Here is a 20,335-nt window from a genome sequence, read left to right on the forward strand (position 1 = left end):
ACGATAAGCTAATATGTTGTTGCTAGTATGGTATTGCGTTGATAAGCAGCGCCTCGATGTCGGAAGAACCGTTGGGAATGCATGGTGGCCGCTTGACGGCATTTTCGCCGCAACCTATTGGAGCCGGGTGGAACGCCGGGAGCAATGAGGCCTCGTGGCGGAGTGGTTACGCAGAGGACTGCAAATCCTTGCACCCCGGTTCGATTCCGGGCGAGGCCTCCAATGCCCGAGCCCCCGCGCGTCAGCGCCAGGGGGCTTCAGTTCCGGTCGAAACAGCCGCGGCCTTCGCGCGGCAAGCGGATGGTTGGAACATGAGCGCTGATTTTGCCGAACGCCGGGTGAAGATGGTCGACGGCCAGATCCGCACCACCGACGTGACCAGCGCGCCGTTGCTCGAGGCGATGCTTGTCGTGCCGCGCGAGGCCTTTGTCGGCGCCGGCCAGCGCGATCTCGCCTATATCGATGAGGACATCCGTATTGCCGATACGGCCGACGGCCCGCGCTATCTGATGGAACCGTCGCCATTGGCCAAGCTGATGCAACTGGCCGATATCGGCTCAAGCGCTTCGGCACTCGATGTCGGCTGCGGCACTGGCTATGCGGCGGCGATCCTGTCGCGGCTGGCAAGGTCCGTGGTTGCGCTGGAAAGCGATCCGGCGCTGGCCGAAACCGCCACTTCGACGCTTGCCGCGCTGGGTTGCGGCAATGTCACGGTGGTCCAGGGGCCGCTGCCGCAAGGCCATGCTGCCAAGGCGCCTTACGACGTGATCCTGTTCGGCGGCAGCGGCGGGGAGGTGCCGGCGGCGCTGTTCGACCAGCTTGCCGAAGGCGGCCGACTCGTCGCCGTGGAGGGGCAGGGCAATTCGGGCGTAGCCCGGCTTTTTTTTAAGACTGGAGGGGTTGTAACGGGAAGACGCGCATTTAATGCGGCAATTAAGCCACTACCTGGATTTGAACGCATTCCCGCCTTCGAATTCTGAGTGATTTTGCCTTGCAGCGAAGGCGTTGTCATGATCGCTTGCGTTTGAACAATCGTTGCTGATCTGCATAACCGGGTGTTTCTTGGGGGCTTTCAGCGGGGGAACGATAAAAAACGCGGCGCCGGCTGATCAGAGGAGAAGCCAGCGTGGCGCAGTTCCCGTGCAAAACGAATGAGGGAATATAACGTGCCGTCTGTACGCAAGTTGCTTTTTACCGCTGTCCTCGTTTCGGCGACCGCGCTTTCTCCAATGGTCGCCTCGGCCGAAACGATCATCGGGGCCCTTTCAAAGGCCTACCAAAACAATTCCTCGCTCAATTCGACACGCGCCGGCGTCCGCGTCACCGACGAGGGCGTTGCAATCGCCAAGTCCGGCTGGCGCCCGACCATCACCGGTTCCGCGGACATCGACTACACCAGCACCCACGTCAATGGTACCAGTCGAACCGCACGCATAACTACCGGCAACTTTGGCGTCCAGATCAATCAAACCCTGTTCGACGGCTTTCAGACCAGGAACAATGTCGCGGCCGCTGAAGCGCGGGTCAGCGCCTCGGTCGAGAGCCTGCGCAACACCGAAGAAAACACCCTGTTCAACGCGGCAAGTGCCTATATGGACGTCATCCGCGACCGCCAGATCGCGGTGCTGACCGAACAGAATCTGCAATTCCTGACCGAGCAGGCGCGTGCGGCGCGTTCGCGCTTCGAGGTCGGCGAAGGCACGCGCACCGACGTCGCGCAAGCCGATGCTTCGCGCGCCTCCGCGGTGGCGCAGTTGAGCGCCGCCCGCGCGACAGCGCTGGCAAGTGCTGCGACCTATCGCCAGATCGTCGGCGACGAGCCGGGCAGGCTCAGGCCGGCTTCGCCGCTGTCAAAGCTGTTGCCGTCGAGTCTCGATGCAGCGATTGCGATCGCATCGGCCGAACATCCGGCCATCCTCGCCACCGAGCATCTGGTCGACGCGGCGGCGTTTTCGGTTAAATCGGCCGAAGGCGCGCTGCTGCCGCAGCTTTCGGCTAGCGCCGGCGTTTCCGGCGACTATCGCAACACGGTTCCGGGCGTCCTTGGGGCATCGCAGGATGGTACAAGGACGTCGGCGAACATCGGCGCGACACTGACCGTGCCGATCTATTCCGGCGGACGGACCTCGGCGACCGTGCGCCAGAACAAGGAATCGCTCAGCCAGGCGCGGATCGAAGTCGACGTGAGTCGCGACCAGGTGCGCCAGGCCGTGACATCGGCATGGACGCAATATACCGCCGCGCAGCAAAGCGTCACGGCCAACCGGCAGGTGGTCGCCGCCGCGCAGCTTGCCTTGAACGGCGTCATCGAGGAGCGCAATGTCGGCCAGCGTACCACGCTCGACGTTCTCAATGCGCAGGCGACCGTCATCACTGCCAAGATCAATCTTGCCAGTGCCGAACGCGACGTGGTGGTGGCAAGCTATGCCATCCTCTCTGCGGTTGGCCATTTGTCGGCAGACCGCCTTGCGCTCAATGTGACGAAGTACAGGCCGGAAGAGCATTACAACGCCATCAAAGACAAGTGGATCGGCCTGCGCACGCCGGACGGCCGCTGATCGCCAGGCCGTGTTTTCAGCCCGCGCTCGAACGACGCGCGGGCTTCCACTCCCGACCCTAATCTGTTGAAATCCGAGATGTCGCCAGATTGGGGATTCTCGCAGGGCGTTCCGTCGGTTACGCTGTCGCCATGATTCGAATCCGGCATTGCCGGACAGGAAATCTGAGAACGAGTCACAAGGGCGGCGGATGTGACGATGGCGACGGCAAGCAGCGTACAGCGCGAACCTTCCATGGAAGAGATACTGGCTTCCATCAGAAGGATCATCGAGGACAGCGATACCGGCCGCAAGCAGCCGGGCGACGCGGACGAGCTGCGCCAGGATCTGCAACCGGCGCCGGCAGCCGGACGGGCAGCGGAGGGCGATGCGTTCCGTTCCGAACTGCGCGGCGGACTGGAGATCGCCAAGCCGGCCACGCGGGCCGAGGTGCAGCCATCATCCGCGCCCGTCAATGCGTATACGGAAGTGCGTCCCGGCCCGGCAAAAGCGCCGGTCACTCTGGCTGAGGTGAACACCGCTCCCGAACCGCCCGCAAAGCCGGATCGGCCTGCGACGGCCAAGGCTGCCGAGACGACGGACACCATCATTGCCGATTGGCGGCGCGAGATCGCAGCGGTCGGCGACGCGATGGCCAAGCCGGACCGGGCCGAGCCACCCCGGACGCCGGACGCCGGGCCAAAAGCCGAGGTTTTCGAAGACGAGGCGACTGCTGGACCTGCGCCGGAGCCTTCTGAAAATGGGCCGCAGTCTTCGGAAACCGGCCTGGAACCTTCGAAAATCGGCCCGGGACCTTCGAAAATGGGATTGGCGAGTTCGGCGGCCAGCGAGGCGCCGTACTCTCGGCCGGCGATCCTTTCGGAACATACGGGGCGGCAGGTTGCCGCCGCCTTCGGCGAGCTTTCAGACGCATTTGCCAGCCGCAGCAAGAAGACCTTCGACGAGATGGCCGAGGAGATGCTGCGGCCGATGCTGCAGGACTGGCTAGACAACAACCTGCCGACGCTGGTCGAGCGGCTGGTGCGCGAGGAAATCGAGCGCGTCGCGCGCGGCGCGCAGTAAGTTCAGAAACCAGGACCAAAGGCTGTCTCCAGGCGGCGTCTTTATTGAGTTTGGACGCCACCCCTCCGGTGTCGAAATCGCCGCTGCCCCTCATCCGCCCTGCCGACAGGCGCCATCGGCGAAGCATCCAATCTTCCCCGTTGCGGGGGAGATGCCCGGCAGGGCAGAGGGGGGTGCTGTCCCTCCGGCCTCTCAACGATCGCAGCTACGCCTGCAGGCAATTGAATTTCCGAGATTGGGGAAGACAGACGTCGAAGGTGGCGATCCTTCCCACCCCCCTCTGTCCTGCCGGACATCTCCCCCGCAAGAAGGGAGATCGGATGACGCTTTGGCTTTCGCCAACCACCAATGCTGCAAGGCAGGGCAATGAGGGGCAGTGCAACCTGAAGCGATTGCCTTGCAACGATCACTTCCGCGAGTTGCACCTAACCATCCCAGCGCTATCTATTTGGCCATGCCGCCCTTGCGGTTGACTTGGCAACAACCTTCCGATTTACACCGGACCACAAATTCCGGACAGCGCGGACCGTTTTCCCATGCTCGAAAAGACCTACGACGCCAAAGCCGTCGAGCCGAAGATTGCCAGGATATGGGAAGAGGCCGACGCGTTTCGGGCCGGTGCCGGCGCCGAGGAGGGGGCTGAAGCCTTCACCATCGTCATCCCGCCGCCGAACGTCACCGGCTCGCTGCATATGGGCCATGCGCTCAACAACACGCTGCAGGACATTCTGGTGCGCTTCGAGCGCATGCGCGGCAAGAACGTCTTGTGGCAGCCGGGCATGGATCATGCCGGCATCGCCACGCAGATGGTGGTCGAGCGCCAGCTGATGGAAAAGCAGATCCATCGCCGCGACCTGACGCGCGATGAGTTCATCGACAAGGTGTGGGAGTGGAAGGCCGAGTCCGGTGGCGCCATCCTCAACCAGCTGAAGCGGCTCGGGGCCTCGGCCGACTGGAGCCGCGAGCGCTTCACCATGGACGAGGGCCTGTCGAAGGCAGTGCTCGAAGTGTTCGTGACGCTCTACAAGGAAGGGCTGATCTACAAGGACAAGCGCCTTGTGAACTGGGACCCGAAGCTGTTGACCGCCATCTCGGATCTCGAGGTCGAGCAGCAGGAGGTCAACGGCAACCTCTGGCACTTCCGCTATCCGATCGAAGGCATGACCTTCGATCCGGAAAATCCGAAGACCTTCATCACCGTTGCGACGACCCGCCCCGAGACGATGCTGGGCGATACGGCTGTCGCAGTCCACCCCGACGACGAGCGTTTCCGGCATCTCGTCGGCAAGAACCTCATCCTGCCGATCGTCGGCCGCAAGATCCCGGTGGTGGCGGACGAGTATTCCGATCCCGAAAAAGGCAGCGGTGCGGTCAAGATCACACCGGCGCATGACTTCAACGATTTCGAGGTCGGCAAGCGCCACCGGCTGCCGGCGGTCAACATCCTCACCGTCAATGCGGCGGTGAGCCTCAAGGACAATGAGGACTTTCTGGCCGGACTGGAAGTGACGCCGGAGCGCCAGGCCGTCTGGGACGGCCTCGATGGCCTGGACCGTTTCGATGCGCGCAAGAAGATCGTCGAGCTGATGGAGGCGGGCGGCTTTCTCGAAAAGGTCGAGCCGCATCGCCATGCGGTGCCGCACGGCGACCGCGGCGGCGTGCCGATCGAGCCGTTTCTGACCGACCAGTGGTATGTCAATGCGGCGGAACTGGCCAAGCCGGCGATCGCCTCGGTGCGCGAGGGCCGCACCAATTTCGTGCCCAAAAACTGGGAAAAGACCTATTTCGACTGGATGGAGAACATCCAGCCCTGGTGCATTTCGCGCCAGCTCTGGTGGGGCCACCAGATCCCTGCCTGGTACGGGCCGGACGGGCATGTCTTTGTCGAAAAGACCGAGGAAGAAGCGCTCGGTGCCGCCGTCGAATATTATCTGGCGCTGGAAGGGCCGTGGAAGGCCTGGGTCGAGGACAAACTCGAGAATTTCCAGCCTGGCGAGATCCTGACCCGCGACGAGGACGTGCTCGACACATGGTTCTCGTCGGCGCTGTGGCCGTTCTCGACGCTCGGCTGGCCGGACCAGACGCCGGAGCTGGAGACCTATTACCCGACCGACGTGCTGGTCACCGGTTTCGACATCATCTTCTTCTGGGTCGCCCGCATGATGATGATGGGCCTGCATTTCATGGACCAGGAGCCGTTTCATACCGTTTATGTGCATGCGCTGGTTCGCGACAAGAATGGACAGAAGATGTCGAAGTCGAAAGGCAACGTCATCGATCCGCTCGACCTCATCGACGAATATGGCGCCGATGCGCTGCGCTTCACCTTGACGGTGATGGCAGCGCAAGGGCGCGACGTTAAGCTCGATCCGGCCCGCATTGCCGGCTATCGCAATTTCGGCACCAAGCTGTGGAACGCGACGCGCTTCGCCGAGATGAACGAAGTGGCGCGCGACGACGATTTCTGGCTGCAGGACGCCAAGCTGGCGGTCAACCGCTGGATCCTGACGGAGCTGACGCGAGCCGCGCGCGACATAACCGACGGCATCACCTCGTACCGCTTCAACGAGGCGGCGGGTGCTGCCTACCGGTTCGTCTGGAACCAGTTCTGCGACTGGTACCTGGAACTGCTGAAGCCGGTGTTCATGGGCACCGACGAGGCCGCCAAGGCCGAGAGCAGGGCATGCGTCGCCTTCGTGCTGGACGAGATCTACAAGCTGCTGCATCCGATGATGCCGTTCATGACCGAGGAACTGTGGGCCGAAACCGCCGGCGAAGGCAGGCAACGGCCGTCGCTGCTTTGTCATGCGGCTTGGCCGTCGCCCGACTTCGAGGACGAGGAGGCCGCCGCCGATATCAACTGGCTGGTCGATCTCGTCTCCGGCATCCGCTCGGTGCGTTCGGAAATGAACGTGCCGCCGGCAGCGATCGCGCCCCTGATGGTGATCGGTGCCAATGAAACGACCCACCAAAGGCTTGAGCGCCAGGCATCGGCCATCAAGCGGCTGGCGCGGGTCGGCGACATCTCGCTGGTCGATGCGGCGCCCAAGGGCTCCGCCCAGATCGTCGTCAACGAGGCGACCATCTGCCTGCCGCTCGGCAGCCTGATCGACGTTACAGCCGAGGCAGCGCGCCTGCAGAAGGAACTTGCCAAGGTGACCGAGGAAATTGCGCGGCTTTACAAGAAGCTGTCCAACGAGAAATTCGTCGCCAACGCACCGGACGAGGTGGTGGAGGCCGAGCGCGAAAAACTCGCCGAATATCGCGAGGCGCAAGAGAAGCTTTCGGTGGCATTGACGCGGGTGCGCGATGCCGGCTGATCGAACAAATTGGGCCGGCTGATAGAGCAAATTGGGCCGGCTGATCGAGCAGATTCGCCGGGTCACGAATCTGCTTTCCAGATGGGCTTCCTGCCACGAAAACAGGCATTCCGCGGCGTAAATCTTGAGGCAAACTGAATGTTTTTGCCCCATTGTTGCCATAATGTAACAATGGGTGGCTGCGCACGCGAAATGCCCAGTTTTGTCGTGATTTAGGCGATTTTCCCGATTTTTCTCATTGATTTGTACCGAGCCAGCCATTTTCCCGCCTTGTCGAGAAGGCCGACACCTTGTCGGAAATGCGTTCGGCCAGGGTGTACATGTACGCACGGCGAATTCGTTGTTGCGCCATTAACCTGAATTGGTTCTAGCTTGATGGAATGACATTCGGGGAGGAGATTCATGTGTTATTCGCGTCTGAAAGCGCTGCTGGGCGCAGCGGCCTTTTCGCTGGCTTTGGTCGGGACGGCGCACTCCGGAGGCTTTGACCGGGGCGGCGTCAACATCGACCAGCTGTTCGACGCGGCGCCATATTCGTTCGATGCAGGCGTCACCTATGTTTCGCCCCAACGCACGCTCAAAAATGTGCAGCGTCTGGACGGCTCGGGGCTGTCGACGTCGGCGGTGGATGTTGGTGGCGACTATGCGGTGCCGCATGTCGGCATCAAGGCCAACATCTTTGAGCCCGTAGACTGTCTTGCCACCTATACCAGACCGTATGGTGCGGACGCAAATTTCGGCATGAACAACGCCTATTCGCCGACAGCGGTCAAATACTCCGTCGACACAGACGATTTCGGTCTCACCTGCTCTTACAAGGTGAACGTCGGCAAGGGCGCCATACGATTCATTGGCGGTGTCTCCTACCAGCAGGTCGACGCGTTTCTGTCCCGCCAGACACTGCTCGCCTTCGGCAATACCGGCCTCGGCGTCTTCAAGCTGTCCGACGAGGCATGGGGTTGGCGTGCGGGCGCAGCCTATGAGATCCCCGAGATCGCTCTGCGCGCCAGCCTGATGTACTCTTCCAGCTATAAATATGACGGGCTGTCGGGAACGGTCGACACGACCGGCTTCAGGGGCGCCTTTCCAGCGGATCTGGTTCCTGGCTCTACCGGCGTGTACCCAGTCTCGGCGTCGGCCGAGATACCTCAGGCTCTGGAATTCAAGCTGCAGAGCGGTATAGCTCCTGGCTGGCTGGCCTTTGGTTCCATCCGCTGGCAGGAGTGGAGCAAGCTTGGCGTCATTGCCATCAATGGCGTGCGCAGTCCGGTAACCGGTGCTCCCTCGCCCGTTTCATTCGACCTGCTTTATCGCGACGGCTGGACGATCACGGGCGGTATCGGTCACAAGTTCACCGACCAATTGTCGGGCGTGGTTTCGCTGACCTGGGATCGCGGCACCTCGACGACCTCCGGCTATCAGTCGGATACCTGGGCCGTGGCCAGCGGCGTCTCCTATTCGCCGAACGACCAGGTCGAGGTCAGGCTCGGCGGCTCGATCGGTGTGCTGACGAGCGGGTCATCGACTTTCAGCGGTGTCGGCGACGTGGCAAATGCCGTCACCTATACCTACGGCAACGACCTGCTTCTCGCCGGTTCGGCTTCCGTCAAGATCAAGTTCTAACTACAAATTTTTAAACGACAAAACGGCCGGGCACTGCCCGGTCGTTTCGTTCGGTGCGTCATCCGTCATTCGGCCAGCGCAACAATTGCCCCCATGATGTTCGCTCCGATAATTGTGACGTTTCGGCAACAGTTTCTGAACAACCCTCGCGCCACCCGGCCGCCTGGGAACATTGCCCATTTCCCGCCATAAACCCGGCGCACCTCGAACTTGTCTCGGGACACGCGCCAAAAGGCTAGGCGAAGAGACAGGCCGCACCGCCCGCGGCAAGGACGAGTATGGACGCCAGAGCGATCTCCAAGGCCAAGCTGCCAAGCCGTCACGTGACCGTTGGTCCCGAGCGGGCGCCGCATCGCTCCTACCTCTATGCGATGGGGCTGTCGGCGGCCGAGATCGCGCAGCCGCTGGTTGGTGTCGCCAGCTGCTGGAACGAGGCCGCACCTTGCAACATCTCACTGATGCGCCAGGCGCAAGTGGTCAAGAAGGGCGTGGCGGCCGCCAAAGGCACGCCGCGCGAATTCTGCACCATCACCGTCACCGACGGCATCGCCATGGGCCACCAGGGCATGAAGTCGTCGCTGGTGTCACGCGAGGTCATCGCCGATTCAGTCGAGCTTACCATGCGCGGCCATTGCTACGATGCGCTGGTCGGCCTGGCCGGTTGCGACAAGTCGCTGCCCGGCATGATGATGGCTATGGTGCGCCTCAACGTGCCGTCGATCTTCATCTATGGCGGCTCGATCCTGCCCGGCAGCTACCGTGGCCGGCAGATCACCGTGCAGGACGTATTCGAGGCGGTCGGCCAGCATTCGGTCGGCACCATCGGCGACGCCGAACTGCTAGAAATCGAGCAAGCCGCGTGTCCGTCGGCCGGCTCCTGCGGCGCCCAGTTCACCGCCAACACCATGGCCACCGTCGCTGAGGCGATCGGCCTGGCGCTGCCCTATTCCTGCGGCGCGCCGGCACCCTACGAGATGCGCGACCGCTTCAATTTCGCTTCCGGCGAAAAGATCATGGAGTTGATCGCAAGGAACATCCGCCCTCGCGGCATCGTTACTATGAAAGCGTTGGAAAATGCCGCGACCGTGGTCTCGGCCACCGGCGGCTCGACCAACGCGGCGCTGCATCTGCCGGCGATCGCGCACGAAGCCGGGATAAAGTTCGACCTTTTCGACGTGGCCAGGATATTCGAAAAGACACCCTACATCGCCGACCTCAAGCCGGGCGGCAAATACGTCGCCAAGGACATGTTCGAGGCCGGCGGCATTCCGCTCTTGATGAAGACGCTGCTCGACCATGGCTATCTTCATGGCGATTGCCTGACGGTGACCGGCCGCACTTTGGCCGAAAATATGGAACATGTTTCCTGGAATGACAGCCAGGATGTGGTCCGTCCCGCCAACAAGCCGATTACCCAGACCGGCGGGGTCGTGGGCTTGAAGGGTAACCTTGCCCCCGAAGGCGCGATCGTGAAGGTCGCAGGCATGGCGGAACTCAAATTCTCGGGTCCGGCGCGCTGCTTCGATTCGGAAGAGGAATGTTTCGAGGCGGTTACGCGCCGTAACTATAGCGAAGGCGAGGTTCTCGTCATCCGTTACGAGGGTCCGCGCGGCGGCCCGGGCATGCGCGAAATGCTGTCGACGACGGCGGCTCTCTACGGCCAGGGCATGGGCGGCAAGGTGGCGCTCATCACCGACGGGCGTTTTTCTGGCGCGACGCGCGGTTTCTGCATCGGCCATGTCGGGCCGGAAGCGGCCGTCGGTGGCCCGATCGGGCTTCTGAAAGACGGCGACTTGATCTCGATCGATGCGGTGAACGGCACGATCGAGGTTGCATTGTCCAAAGCCGAACTGGCGGCGAGGGCAAAAGCATGGAAGGCGCGCACGACCGACTATCAGTCGGGCGCGATCTGGAAATACGCACAGACGGTCGGATCTGCCCGCGACGGCGCGGTCACCCATCCGGGCGGTGCCAAAGAAACACACTGCTATGCGGACATCTGAGTTGTTGAGGTCGTCTGTCCTTTCGGCACTGGTTGCGCTCGCCACGTTTGGCGCGACCTTAGGCGCCGTCGGCCAGGCCATGGCCTTCGACGACAAGGTGTTCGACGACAAGACCGGCGTGAAGCCGCAGTCGAGCCCGTGGGCGGTGTTCCAGTTCGGCTTTTCCGCTTACAAGAACGGCCATAAGGAGCAGGCCGCGGAAGCCTACAAATATGCCGCCGAGAACGGCCAGATCGGCGCCACCTGGAAGCTTGCGCGCATGTATGCCGAAGGCGATGGCGTGGCGCGAGACGACTACGCGGCATTCAAGTTCTTCAGCGAGATCGTCGACCAGGACGTCGAGCCCGGTTCGCCCGAGGAAAGCTATGTTTCGGACGCGCTGGTGGCGCTTGGCGACTATCTGAGGAAAGGCATTCCCGGCAGCCCCGTCGAGGAGAACGAGGTGGCGGCCCAGGAATATTACATGCGTGCCGCCGCCAACTACCGCAATCCGAACGCCCAGTTCGAGATGGGCCAGATGTTCCTCAAGGGCGAGGGCGGCGTCAAGGCCAGCGTCAAGCAGGCCGGACGCTGGTTCCAGCTGGCGGCCGAAAAGGGCCATGCGGGCGCGCAGGCGACGCTCGGCAACCTGCTTTTCCAAAGCGGCAAGATCGTCCGCGGGCTGGCGATGATGACCGCGGCACTCGAACGAGCCTCACCCGCCGACCAGCCATGGATCCGCGGCATGCAGGAAGAAGCGTTTGCCGCCGCCGGCGAAGCCGACCGTCGCACCGCGATTTCGCTGGCCGACGACATCCTGACCAAGGGTGGCGGCGACCAGTAGGCCGGCGGGATTGGTCGATTTAAATCAGTTCTCGGTCGGTTTCGCCGGCACGCCGCCGGGCGCCGGTGTTGATATCGGCGTGCCTTGCAGATGCGGGGCCAGTGTGTTCTCCGGGCAGCCGTCCCGCTGCTTTGTCCAGGACGTGTTGTTGAGCACCATCTCGCAGCGGGCGAGGTGGCTTTGTCCGGCAAGTGTCAGGCAGGCCATTTGACCGATCTGGAACGATTTGCCATTGGCAAGGCATAGCGGAGCGGCAACGGCCGGCATCGCGCCAAAAGCGAGCGCCGCGGCACACGTGCAAAGTGCAAGTCGGATAGTCATGGGAACCCCAGCCACCATGATGATTTCTCATCAAGCGCGCGATTTGTGGCGATAAGAGGTCAACTTCTCAATGTGCCGCCGGACAGCAGCTCCGATCAGGCCGGCCGCAGCGCCAGATCGATCGCCACCGGCACATGGTCGGAGGGTTTTTCCCAGGCGCGCACCTGTTTTTCGATCGAAGCCGAGGAAAACCAATTGGCGGCTTCGGGCGACAGAAGCAGGTGGTCGATGCGGATGCCGTTGTTCTTCTGCCAGGCGCCGGCCTGATAGTCCCAGAACGTAAAGACGTCGGGGGCGTCGGTGACGGCACGCACGGCTTCGGTGAAGCCGAGATTCTTCAGCCGCCGGAACGCCTGCCGCGTTGCGGGCTGGAACAGCGCGTCGCTTAGCCAGTTTTCCGGATATTTCGCATCGGCCGGCTCAGGAATGACATTGTAGTCGCCGGCCAGGACCAGCGGCTCTTCCAGTGCAAGCCGCTCCTCGGCCCAGCGCTCCAGCCGCGTCATCCAGGAAAGCTTGTAGGAGAACTTCTTCTCGTCGTCGATTGGGTTGCCGTTCGGCAGATAGATAGAGGCAACCCGCAAGGCGCCCTTGTCGGTCGAGAACACGCCTTCGATGAAACGCGCCTGCTCGTCGGCATCGTCGCCCGGCAAGCCGCGATTGACCTCGTCGAAACGCAGCTTCGACAGGATGGCGACGCCGTTGAAGCCTTTTTGGCCGTAGGTCTCGACATTGTAGCCGAGCGCCTCGATCTCGGCGCGAGGAAATTGCTCGTCGACCGTCTTGATCTCCTGCAGGCAGGCGATGTCGGGCGCGCTTTCCGTCAGCCAATGGGTCAAATTGCCGATGCGGGCGCGGACGCCGTTGATGTTCCAGGTGACGATTTTCATGACGTCCTCGATAGGCTGGTGGTCCGGAGACTAGCGATCCGGCGGGTGACGTTCGACAAGGCCGATCGTATTGCCTGCCGGGTCCTTTAGGAAGGCCATCCACTCGCTTTCCCCCGCCTGGCCGAACAGGCCTTCGGTGTCGCGATGGACGAGCGCCGGCGGCGCGGTGAAGGGAACACCGGCGGCCCTTGCCGAAGCGTGGAACTCTTCGAGGTCCGATATGTCGAGATAGACGGTGCCGGCCGGCAGGCCGTCGGTGAAAAGCAGGCGCACGTCACCTGCCATGATGAAGGCGATGCCTGGAGGATCGAAACGCGCATGCAGACTCATGCCGAGCACCTCGCGCCAGAAGGCCAGCGTTGCGTCGAGATCGCGTCCGGCGGAAAGCGCGATCTGACGGACCGCGCCGATGTCGGGCATTTCTAGATCGAGAAGCTGGTGCCGCAGCCGCAGGAGGCGACCGCATTGGGGTTCCTGATCTGGAACGACTGGCCCATCAGATCGTCGACAAAATCGATCACCGAGCCGCCCATATAGACCAGCGACAGGTCGTCGATCAGCACGGTTGCGCCGTCCTTCTCGATGGCGACGTCGTCATCATTGCGCCTATCGACCAGATCGAACTTGTAGGAGAAGCCGGAACAGCCGCCGCCCTCGACCGAGACGCGCAGGGCCGTCTTGCCGGCTTCGCTCGCCACGATCTTGGCGATCCGCTTGGCGGCGGCGTCGGTCATCTCGACTTTCATGGCGGTCTTGGCATCAGCGCCCATGGGCGTCACCTTGCTTTCGGTTTCGTATGATAGGTATGAAGCGCGACGGGGCAAGTCAACTGCGGCATACGCTATGACCAACGAGTTGGGCGACATCGGATTCGGCTATCGGCCGCGCGCGGCCTATGCCAGCGACCCGGCGAAGTCGCGCGGCCGGCTGTTCGACGAGGTGGAAAGCCCGACGCGCACGCCGTTCCAGCGCGACCGCGACCGCATCATCCATTCGACGGCGTTCCGCCGGCTGAAGCACAAGACGCAAGTGTTCGTCGCACACGAAGGCGACCATTACCGCACAAGGCTGACGCATTCGATCGAGGTGGCGCAAATTGCACGCGCTCTGGCGCGGGCACTGCGCGGCGACGAGGACCTGGCCGAGGCGGTGGCCCTGGTGCACGACTTCGGCCACACACCCTTCGGCCATACCGGCGAGGACGCGCTGAACGAGAAGATGGCCGCCTGGGGCGGCTTCGACCACAATGCGCAATCGCTGCGCGTGGTGACGCGGCTGGAGCGGCGCTATGCCGAGTTCGATGGGCTGAACCTCACCTGGGAAACGCTGGAGGGGCTGGTCAAGCACAATGGCCCACTGACCGATGCCAAGGGCAAAGGGCTGAAGGGGCCGGTGCCGCAGGCGATCCGCGACTATTCCGAACTGCACGACCTCGAGCTCGACCGCTTCGCCGGTATCGAGGCGCAGTGCGCGGCGATTGCCGACGACATCGCCTACAACACCCATGACATCGACGACGGGCTGAGGGCAGGGCTGCTGACGCTGGACATGCTGGAGGACCTCTCGCTGCCGGGGTCGATCCTCAAGGGGGTGCGTGAGCGCTATCCGGCGCTCGATGACGTACGCACCGGCCACGAGCTGATGCGCCGGCAGATCACTATCATGGTCGAGGACGTGATCGTCTCGACGACGGCCAATCTGGCGCGCATCAAGCCCGACAGCGCCGAGGCGGTAAGGGCGGCCGGCGAGACGATGGTGAGCTTCTCCGCCGAGACGGCCGTATCGGAAAAGGAGTTGAAGGCCTTTCTCTACAAGCATCTCTATCGGCACGCGGAGGTCATGCGGGTGCGCGCCGACGCCGACCAGATCGTCAGGGACCTGTTCGACGTCTATTTCGCCGATCCGCGCGCCATGCCGGATGGCTGGCGCGAAGGGCTCGATCGGGCGGAGGATCGCGTCAAGGCGCGCAGTGTTGCCGATTTCCTGGCTGGCATGACGGACACTTATGCACTCAAGGAACACAGGCGTTTGTTTGACCATACGCCGGATTTGAGCTAGGGCGGGCGCGATTTTGCCGGCCAACGAGCCGGATCCCTGCAAAACCGTCAGAGCCATAGCAATGAACATCTTCGCCGATTTCAACGCGCGAATCATAAAGGCCGTCGAAGCGCTTGATTTGAAAGACAAGGATGGCGTGCCGCCGGATCTGTCGCGCATCGCCGTCGAGCCGCCGCGCGATGCCAGCCATGGCGATCTCGCCACCAACGCTGCCATGGTGTTGGCCAAGCCGACCGGCCAGAACCCGCGCGCGCTGGCCGAAAGGCTGGCCGAGGCGCTGCGCGCCGACGAGGATATCGCGGCCGCCGAGATCGCCGGCCCGGGCTTCGTCAATCTCAAGCTCAAGGACGACTTCTGGCAGGCACATCTGACGGCGCTGCTCGGCGAGGGCCGCAATTACGGCCGCTCGACAGTCGGCGGCGGCAAGAAAACCAATGTCGAGTATGTCTCGGCCAACCCGACCGGGCCGATGCATGTCGGCCATTGCCGGGGTGCCGTGGTCGGCGACGCGCTCGCCAACCTGATGGCCTTCGCCGGTTACGACGTGACCAAGGAATATGTCATCAACGATGCCGGTTCGCAGATCGACGTGCTCGGACGCTCGGTCATCCTGCGCTACCGCGAGGCGCTTGGCGATGAGATCGGCGAGATTCCGGCCGGGCTTTATCCAGGCGACTATCTGATCCCCGTTGGTCAGGCGTTGGCCAGCGAATTCGGCCGCTCCCTACTGCAGATGCCGGACGAGGAGGCACTTGCCATCGTCAAGGACAGGACGATCGACGCGATGATGGCGATGATCCGCGAGGATCTGGCGCTGCTCAACGTGCATCACGACGTCTTCTTTTCCGAGCGGACGCTGCATGCCAACAATGCGAAGAAGATCCGCTCGGCGATCAGCGACCTGACGCTGAAGGGCCACATCTACAAGGGCAAGCTGCCGCCGCCCAAGGGCGAGAAGCCGGACGAGTGGGAGGACCGCGAGCAGACGCTGTTCCGCTCGACCGCGGTCGGCGACGACATGGACCGGGCGCTGGTCAAGTCGGACGGTACCTTCACCTATTTCGCTGCCGATGTCGCTTACCTCAAGGACAAGGTCGATCGCGGCTTCGTTGACCTGATCTATGTGCTTGGCGCCGATCATGGCGGCTATGTGAAACGGCTGGAAGCGCTTGCCCGGGCGATTGCCGGCGACGAGGTCAAGCTTACCGTGCTGCTTTGCCAGCTGGTGAGGCTGTTTCGCGCCGGTGAGCCGGTGCGCATGTCGAAGCGGTCGGGCGAGTTCGTGACCTTGCGTGAAGTGGTCGAGGAGGTCGGCCGCGACCCGATCCGCTTCATGATGCTCTACCGCAAGAACGACGCGCCGCTCGATTTCGACTTCGCCAAGGTGACCGAGCAGTCGAAGGACAATCCCGTGTTCTACGTGCAGTATGCCTCGGCGCGCTGCCATTCGGTGTTCCGGCAGGCAAGCGAGCAATTGGGCGAGGCCATGTTCGACCGCAACCAGCTGGCCGCCGAAGTGGCTTTGCTGACCGACGAGGGTGAGATCGGCCTGATCAGAAAGCTTGCCGAATATCCGCGGCTGATCGAAGCCGCGGCGCTCGCGCTTGAGCCCCACCGGCTGGCATTCTACCTCTACGAACTCGCTTCCAGCTTCCACGGACACTGGAACCGCGGCACCGATAATCCTGACTTACGTTTTGTTAAGGTTAACGACCGACAATTGACGCATGCCAGACTAGGGCTGGTGCAGGCTGTTTCGGACGTTTTGACGTCCGGCCTGACGCTGATCGGAGCCAATGCGCCCACCGAAATGCGTTAGGTTTGAGTAAAAAACCTGTCACCTTTTGCCCACATTGCGCTGGTAAGGGCCAACCCTACGCGACGTCCATGGCGTCCGAATGAGTGCGAGTTCGGGAACAATAATGGCAGACAGAACCCAGCTGAGAGCAGCCGACCACAACGACATCGCCAACGATGATCCGTTCGCGGAACTGACCAGGATCATGGGGTTCGACCCGCGCCAACCGGTCAAACCGCAAACGCCGGCCCAGCCGAAAGCCGCTGCCGCCGGGCCGCCGGAGGGCGAGGCCGATTTCGACATCGATCTCGAGAAGGAGTTGATGGGCGAGTTCGGCGCCGACGCCAATGACAATGCTTCCCCTGTCGAGCTTCGCGAGCCGGCATCCGAACCGGCTACCACGGATGGGATGGAGGACGCGCTTGCCGCCTCGTTCGAACAGGATTTCGCGTTCGACGACAGTGCGGTGGATGATGCTGCTCCTGTTGCGGCCGCTCCTGTTGCCGCCGACGAAATTGCCTCCGGCCCCGAAAGGTCGTTCGCTCCCGCTGTCGAGCCGGAGTTCGACGACGAGTTCGATAACGCCGTCGCCGGCTCGCTCGAAGACGTGTCGCCGTTCGAGGACGACTTGTCGAGTGACGACGAACTTGCCGGCCCTGTCGACCAGGATTTTCGGCTCGACGACGATGTGACGGGCAAGATCGGGGCGACGGGCGAGGACGGACCTAGGGCCGCAGCCGATGCATACGCGCCGGTCGACGAGCCCGCCTTCGACGACGAGCCTGCCTTCGACAATGAGTTCGACAACGCCGTGGCCAACTCGCTCGAAGACGAGCTGATGCTCGAAGAGCATGAGCCGATGGAGCAGGCCGTCGCCGTTGAACCCGCGGCGCAAGCCGCCGAGCCTGCGTTCGATGACGAGTTCGACGATGCCGTTGCAAGCTCGCTCGAAGACGAGCTGATGGTCGACGAGCATGAGCCGGCGGAAACCGTCGCCGCCCCGGCATCGCCGGTTGAGGCGGTTTCGGACGATGAGAATTTTGCCGGCCATTTCGATGATGCCATGGCCGACGTCGACATGGACTTAGACGTTCGCCCGAACGAGCCTGCCGAAATCGAAGAACCAGAGGCCGTCGAGCTTTCCGGCACGGCTGCTGAAGCGGCGTTCGACGACCATTTCGATCTGAGCCTCGACGATGCGCTTGCGGAGGACGTCGAAGAGCCCGTGGCGCAGGTTGCGGCCGAACCAGTGGCGCCGGCCGCTGTCGTCCCGACAGCCCCAGTGGCTGAGGAACGCAGCCTGGAAGACGAGCTGAACGCGCTGCTGGGTGCAATGAGCACACGGCCGGCACAAGCGGCCAACGAACCTCAGACAAGCCAGCAGCCTGCCCAGAAGCCTGTGATGGCTGCTGCTCAGCAGCCCGTGGCGCCCGCAATTCAGGAGCCAGCAGTGGCTGCTGAACAGCCCATGGTGGCGGCTGAAGACGTCACCAACGAACCGGTGCATCCTGTCGACGAGCTGGATTGGGAACTCGACGAGCACGAGCCCGCTGAGCCGCAGCAGTCCAGTGCCGCCGATGATGCCGATCTTGGCAGTGTCCTCTTCGATGAGCTTGAAGGCGAGGATTTCGGTGTTGAAGCCGCTGCCGGACCTGCGGATGATTTGGACAATGATGCGCTCGATGCCGATTTCGCCAGGAATATCGGCCTGGACCATGACTCGGCCGACAAGAGTGCCGCAGCTGCTTCCGAAGAAGATCCGCTCGATGCGCTGAACTGGCTGACGACACGCGCCACGCCGCCCGAGCCGGCCCGCTCGTGGAGCCGCGTGACGCCGGTCGCACAGCCTCAGCCCGCTTTTGCAGGCCAGCCGGTGGCTTCGGCGCGTCCGGCACCACCGCCGCAGCCGGCTGCGGCGCCGTCCTATCGGGCCGCACCGGTCGAAGAGGCGCCGTCCTATGAAGGCCAGGCATCCCGTGAAGAGAGGCCGTCCTATGAAGATCGGCCCGCCTACACGGAAGCTGCACCAACCTCGCATCAACAGCCTTCCGCGTATGACGAGATGCCCGATGTCGAGACGGTCGACGTGCCCGAGCGCGTCGTGGCGCTGGCGGACGATCTCGACATTCCGGAGCTCAACTTCGACGATGACGAGCCGGTGGCGCCCGCCTACGACGATCTTGATGCCGATTTTGCCAGCCTTCTCACCGAAATGAATGCCACGGATATAGCGCCTGCCCCGGTGCGCAGTGCTGGCTATGACGATGAATACGATGCGGGCTTTGCGTCTGGTTATAAGCAAGATCGTGGCGAGACGCGCGCCTATGGCGCCAAGCCTGCGGAAGCCCCCGTCAGCGCGGCGGCCGCTTCCTATGCCGATGCAGCGGACGGTTTCGATCTGGGCCCATTGCCCGGTGGCCAGCCGGTTTCGCAAGCCGACGATTTCACCTTCGATGAGCTCGACTACGATCCCGAACTGGACGACGAGATGTCGGTCCCGGGCCTCGCCGAACGCGAGGCCGAAAGGCGGCCGCGCAGGCGCGGGCTGCTGATAGGAGCGATAGTCGGCGCGGTGGCGATCGCCGGAGGCCTTGGCGCCTTTGCGTTGACCCTCGGCGGCAAGAGCGACGGCGATGCGCCGGTTATCGTCAAGGCCGACAACAGGCCGATCAAGATCAAGCCGGAAAATCCAGGCGGCACCGTCGTGCCGAACCAGGACAACAAGGTCTATGACGCTGTGGTCAAGGGCGCCAAGCCCGCCGAGCCCGTTCAGCAGAAGCTGGTCACCAACACCGAAGAGCCTGTGGACCTGAAAGCCAACGAACCGGAGAGCCGCGTCGTCGATCTTTCGCCCAATGACCCCGACGCCGCGGACGATCTCGACGCGCCCGGCACAGTGGCGTCCGACACCAACGCCTCTGGTATCAACGCGCCTGATACCAACGCGCCTGACACCGATGCGCTTGGCGCCAATGCCGCTGGCGGTACCGAAACTGCCGCCGCACCGGCGCCCAAGTCCGAGGATCGCATCGCGCAGGTTCTGCAGGAGGCCGAGAAGGGTGCCAACCCCGAGATCGTCGCCGTTGCGCCGCGCAAGGTACGGACCATGGTCGTGAAACCTGACGGCTCGCTGGTGGCGCGCGAGGATCCGGCGCCTGCCGCCCCGCAGATGGCTGCTGCCGAGCCGGCAGATCCGGCGCCGCAGCACGTGGCTCCGTCGGCCCAGGCCGACGCCGCCGCGCAGACTGGCACCGTGCCCCTGATCGAGCAGATGACAAGTGATCCGAAGATTGGCGATCAGAAGATTGGTGACCAGCCGAGTGGCGATCAGGCGAGTGGCGATCAGGCCGAAACCACCAAGCTGCAGCCGGCGCCCAAGCCCGACACCAAGGCCGAAGCCAAGGCCCAGCCCTCAGCCAGCAAGCAGTCCGCCAACACCCCGGCCACGGTCCCAGTGGCGCCGCAGCGTCCGTCCGACCAGCCGGTCGACGTAGTCGGCGAAGTCAAGCCCGATCAGGTTGCTTCCATCGATCCGGCCGCGGCCGGCGCTGGTTCGTGGTCGATACAGATCGCTTCGCAGCCGACAGTCGAAAGCGCCCAGTCGACTTATCAGGATCTGCAGCGCCGCTACGGCAGCGTGCTTTCCGGCCGCACCGCCAACATCGTCAAGGCCGAAATTGCCGGCAAGGGCACCTTCTACCGCGTCCGCGTTCCAGCGCAGTCGCGCAACGAGGCGATCAAACTGTGCACCAGCTACAAGGCTGCCGGCGGCAATTGCTTCGTGTCCCACTAGCGGCACCAAAAACCTCTCGAAAAGCCGGCGCTCGCGCCGGCTTTTTTGCGTGAACGGAAATCCCTGGAGGCAATTGCGGGCGATTC

The 20,335-nt window shown here is 63.0% G+C and carries 14 protein-coding genes and 1 tRNA gene; 11 read left to right on the forward strand and 4 right to left on the reverse strand.

The features are described 5' to 3' along the window. The first annotated feature begins 148 nt into the window (after positions 1-148). From NKH89_RS01030 to NKH89_RS01065, 8 genes are all read left to right on the forward strand, one after another. A tRNA-Cys gene (locus tag NKH89_RS01030) sits at positions 149-222 on the forward strand. 89 nt (positions 223-311) lie between these two features. Further along, entirely contained in the window at positions 312-980 is a 669-nt protein-coding gene (locus tag NKH89_RS01035; RefSeq protein WP_352908324.1) for a protein-L-isoaspartate O-methyltransferase family protein, read from the forward strand. Between the two features lie 186 nt (positions 981-1,166). Next, positions 1,167-2,558: a TolC family outer membrane protein gene (locus NKH89_RS01040; RefSeq protein ID WP_352814594.1), complete on the forward strand. Its 1,392-nt coding sequence runs from the start codon at positions 1,167-1,169 to the stop codon at positions 2,556-2,558. A gap of 198 nt (positions 2,559-2,756) precedes the next feature. After that, a complete protein-coding gene (locus tag NKH89_RS01045; RefSeq protein WP_352908325.1) occupies positions 2,757-3,620 on the forward strand; it encodes a DUF2497 domain-containing protein in 864 nt (287 codons plus the stop codon). Positions 3,621-4,156: 536 nt separating this feature from the next. Next, the gene (locus NKH89_RS01050) at positions 4,157-6,940 is read left to right on the forward strand and encodes a valine--tRNA ligase (protein ID WP_352857558.1); all 2,784 of its coding nucleotides are present in this window, start codon (positions 4,157-4,159) and stop codon (positions 6,938-6,940) included. Between the two features lie 402 nt (positions 6,941-7,342). After that, positions 7,343-8,563: an OmpP1/FadL family transporter gene (locus NKH89_RS01055; protein WP_352482115.1), complete on the forward strand. Its 1,221-nt coding sequence runs from the start codon at positions 7,343-7,345 to the stop codon at positions 8,561-8,563. A gap of 278 nt (positions 8,564-8,841) precedes the next feature. After that, positions 8,842-10,566: a dihydroxy-acid dehydratase gene (gene ilvD / locus NKH89_RS01060; protein WP_352495392.1), complete on the forward strand. Its 1,725-nt coding sequence runs from the start codon at positions 8,842-8,844 to the stop codon at positions 10,564-10,566. Next, the gene (locus tag NKH89_RS01065; protein WP_023678939.1) at positions 10,553-11,389 is read left to right on the forward strand and encodes a tetratricopeptide repeat protein; all 837 of its coding nucleotides are present in this window, start codon (positions 10,553-10,555) and stop codon (positions 11,387-11,389) included. Before ilvD ends, NKH89_RS01065 begins: the two co-directional genes overlap by 14 nt. Before the next feature lie 24 nt (positions 11,390-11,413). Here the strand turns inward: NKH89_RS01065 and NKH89_RS01070 are convergent, their stop codons facing one another. The 4 genes from NKH89_RS01070 to erpA all read right to left on the reverse strand — a co-directional run bounded on the left by NKH89_RS01070 (position 11,414) and on the right by erpA (position 13,370). Further along, complete coding sequence (locus tag NKH89_RS01070) at positions 11,414-11,728, reverse strand: hypothetical protein (protein ID WP_023720051.1); 315 nt, start codon at positions 11,726-11,728, stop codon at positions 11,414-11,416. Between the two features lie 77 nt (positions 11,729-11,805). After that, entirely contained in the window at positions 11,806-12,600 is a 795-nt protein-coding gene (xth, locus tag NKH89_RS01075; RefSeq protein ID WP_023720052.1) for an exodeoxyribonuclease III, read from the reverse strand. Between the two features lie 30 nt (positions 12,601-12,630). Continuing rightward, on the reverse strand, positions 12,631-13,020 hold the full coding sequence (locus NKH89_RS01080) for a VOC family protein (RefSeq protein WP_352495391.1): 390 nt from the start codon (positions 13,018-13,020) through the stop codon (positions 12,631-12,633). Between the two features lie 2 nt (positions 13,021-13,022). After that, positions 13,023-13,370, reverse strand: a complete 348-nt coding sequence (gene erpA, locus NKH89_RS01085; RefSeq protein WP_352467016.1) for an iron-sulfur cluster insertion protein ErpA — start codon at positions 13,368-13,370, stop codon at positions 13,023-13,025. 73 nt (positions 13,371-13,443) lie between these two features. Here erpA and NKH89_RS01090 point away from each other — a divergent pair, with 73 nt between their 5' ends. The 3 genes from NKH89_RS01090 (at position 13,444) to NKH89_RS01100 (ending at position 20,249) form a co-directional block, all read left to right on the forward strand. Beyond that, a complete protein-coding gene (locus NKH89_RS01090) occupies positions 13,444-14,658 on the forward strand; it encodes a deoxyguanosinetriphosphate triphosphohydrolase (RefSeq protein WP_352495390.1) in 1,215 nt (404 codons plus the stop codon). 61 nt (positions 14,659-14,719) lie between these two features. Next, positions 14,720-16,477, forward strand: coding sequence for an arginine--tRNA ligase (argS, locus tag NKH89_RS01095; protein ID WP_352495389.1), 1,758 nt, complete (start codon positions 14,720-14,722; stop codon positions 16,475-16,477). Between the two features lie 103 nt (positions 16,478-16,580). After that, the gene (locus NKH89_RS01100) at positions 16,581-20,249 is read left to right on the forward strand and encodes an SPOR domain-containing protein (RefSeq protein ID WP_352908326.1); all 3,669 of its coding nucleotides are present in this window, start codon (positions 16,581-16,583) and stop codon (positions 20,247-20,249) included. The last annotated feature ends 86 nt before the right edge of the window (positions 20,250-20,335 follow it).

The organism is Mesorhizobium sp. M0923 (genome assembly GCF_040319365.1).
Taxonomy (GTDB): Bacteria; Pseudomonadota; Alphaproteobacteria; order Rhizobiales; family Rhizobiaceae; genus Mesorhizobium.

What these genes read in the sequence shown, in the direction of transcription:
- NKH89_RS01035 (WP_352908324.1), top strand. Translation starts at nt 312, where the DNA reads ATGAGCGCTGATTTTGCCGAACGCCGGGTGAAGATGGTCGACGGCCAG.
- NKH89_RS01045 (WP_352908325.1), top strand. Translation starts at nt 2,757, where the DNA reads ATGGCGACGGCAAGCAGCGTACAGCGCGAACCTTCCATGGAAGAGATA.
- NKH89_RS01050 (WP_352857558.1), top strand. Translation starts at nt 4,157, where the DNA reads ATGCTCGAAAAGACCTACGACGCCAAAGCCGTCGAGCCGAAGATTGCC.
- NKH89_RS01055 (WP_352482115.1), top strand. Translation starts at nt 7,343, where the DNA reads ATGTGTTATTCGCGTCTGAAAGCGCTGCTGGGCGCAGCGGCCTTTTCG.
- ilvD (WP_352495392.1), top strand. Translation starts at nt 8,842, where the DNA reads ATGGACGCCAGAGCGATCTCCAAGGCCAAGCTGCCAAGCCGTCACGTG.
- NKH89_RS01065 (WP_023678939.1), top strand. Translation starts at nt 10,553, where the DNA reads ATGCGGACATCTGAGTTGTTGAGGTCGTCTGTCCTTTCGGCACTGGTT.
- NKH89_RS01070 (WP_023720051.1), bottom strand. Translation starts at nt 11,728, where the DNA reads ATGGTGGCTGGGGTTCCCATGACTATCCGACTTGCACTTTGCACGTGT.
- xth (WP_023720052.1), bottom strand. Translation starts at nt 12,600, where the DNA reads ATGAAAATCGTCACCTGGAACATCAACGGCGTCCGCGCCCGCATCGGC.
- NKH89_RS01080 (WP_352495391.1), bottom strand. Translation starts at nt 13,020, where the DNA reads ATGCCCGACATCGGCGCGGTCCGTCAGATCGCGCTTTCCGCCGGACGC.
- erpA (WP_352467016.1), bottom strand. Translation starts at nt 13,370, where the DNA reads ATGGGCGCTGATGCCAAGACCGCCATGAAAGTCGAGATGACCGACGCC.
- NKH89_RS01090 (WP_352495390.1), top strand. Translation starts at nt 13,444, where the DNA reads ATGACCAACGAGTTGGGCGACATCGGATTCGGCTATCGGCCGCGCGCG.
- argS (WP_352495389.1), top strand. Translation starts at nt 14,720, where the DNA reads ATGAACATCTTCGCCGATTTCAACGCGCGAATCATAAAGGCCGTCGAA.
- NKH89_RS01100 (WP_352908326.1), top strand. Translation starts at nt 16,581, where the DNA reads ATGGCAGACAGAACCCAGCTGAGAGCAGCCGACCACAACGACATCGCC.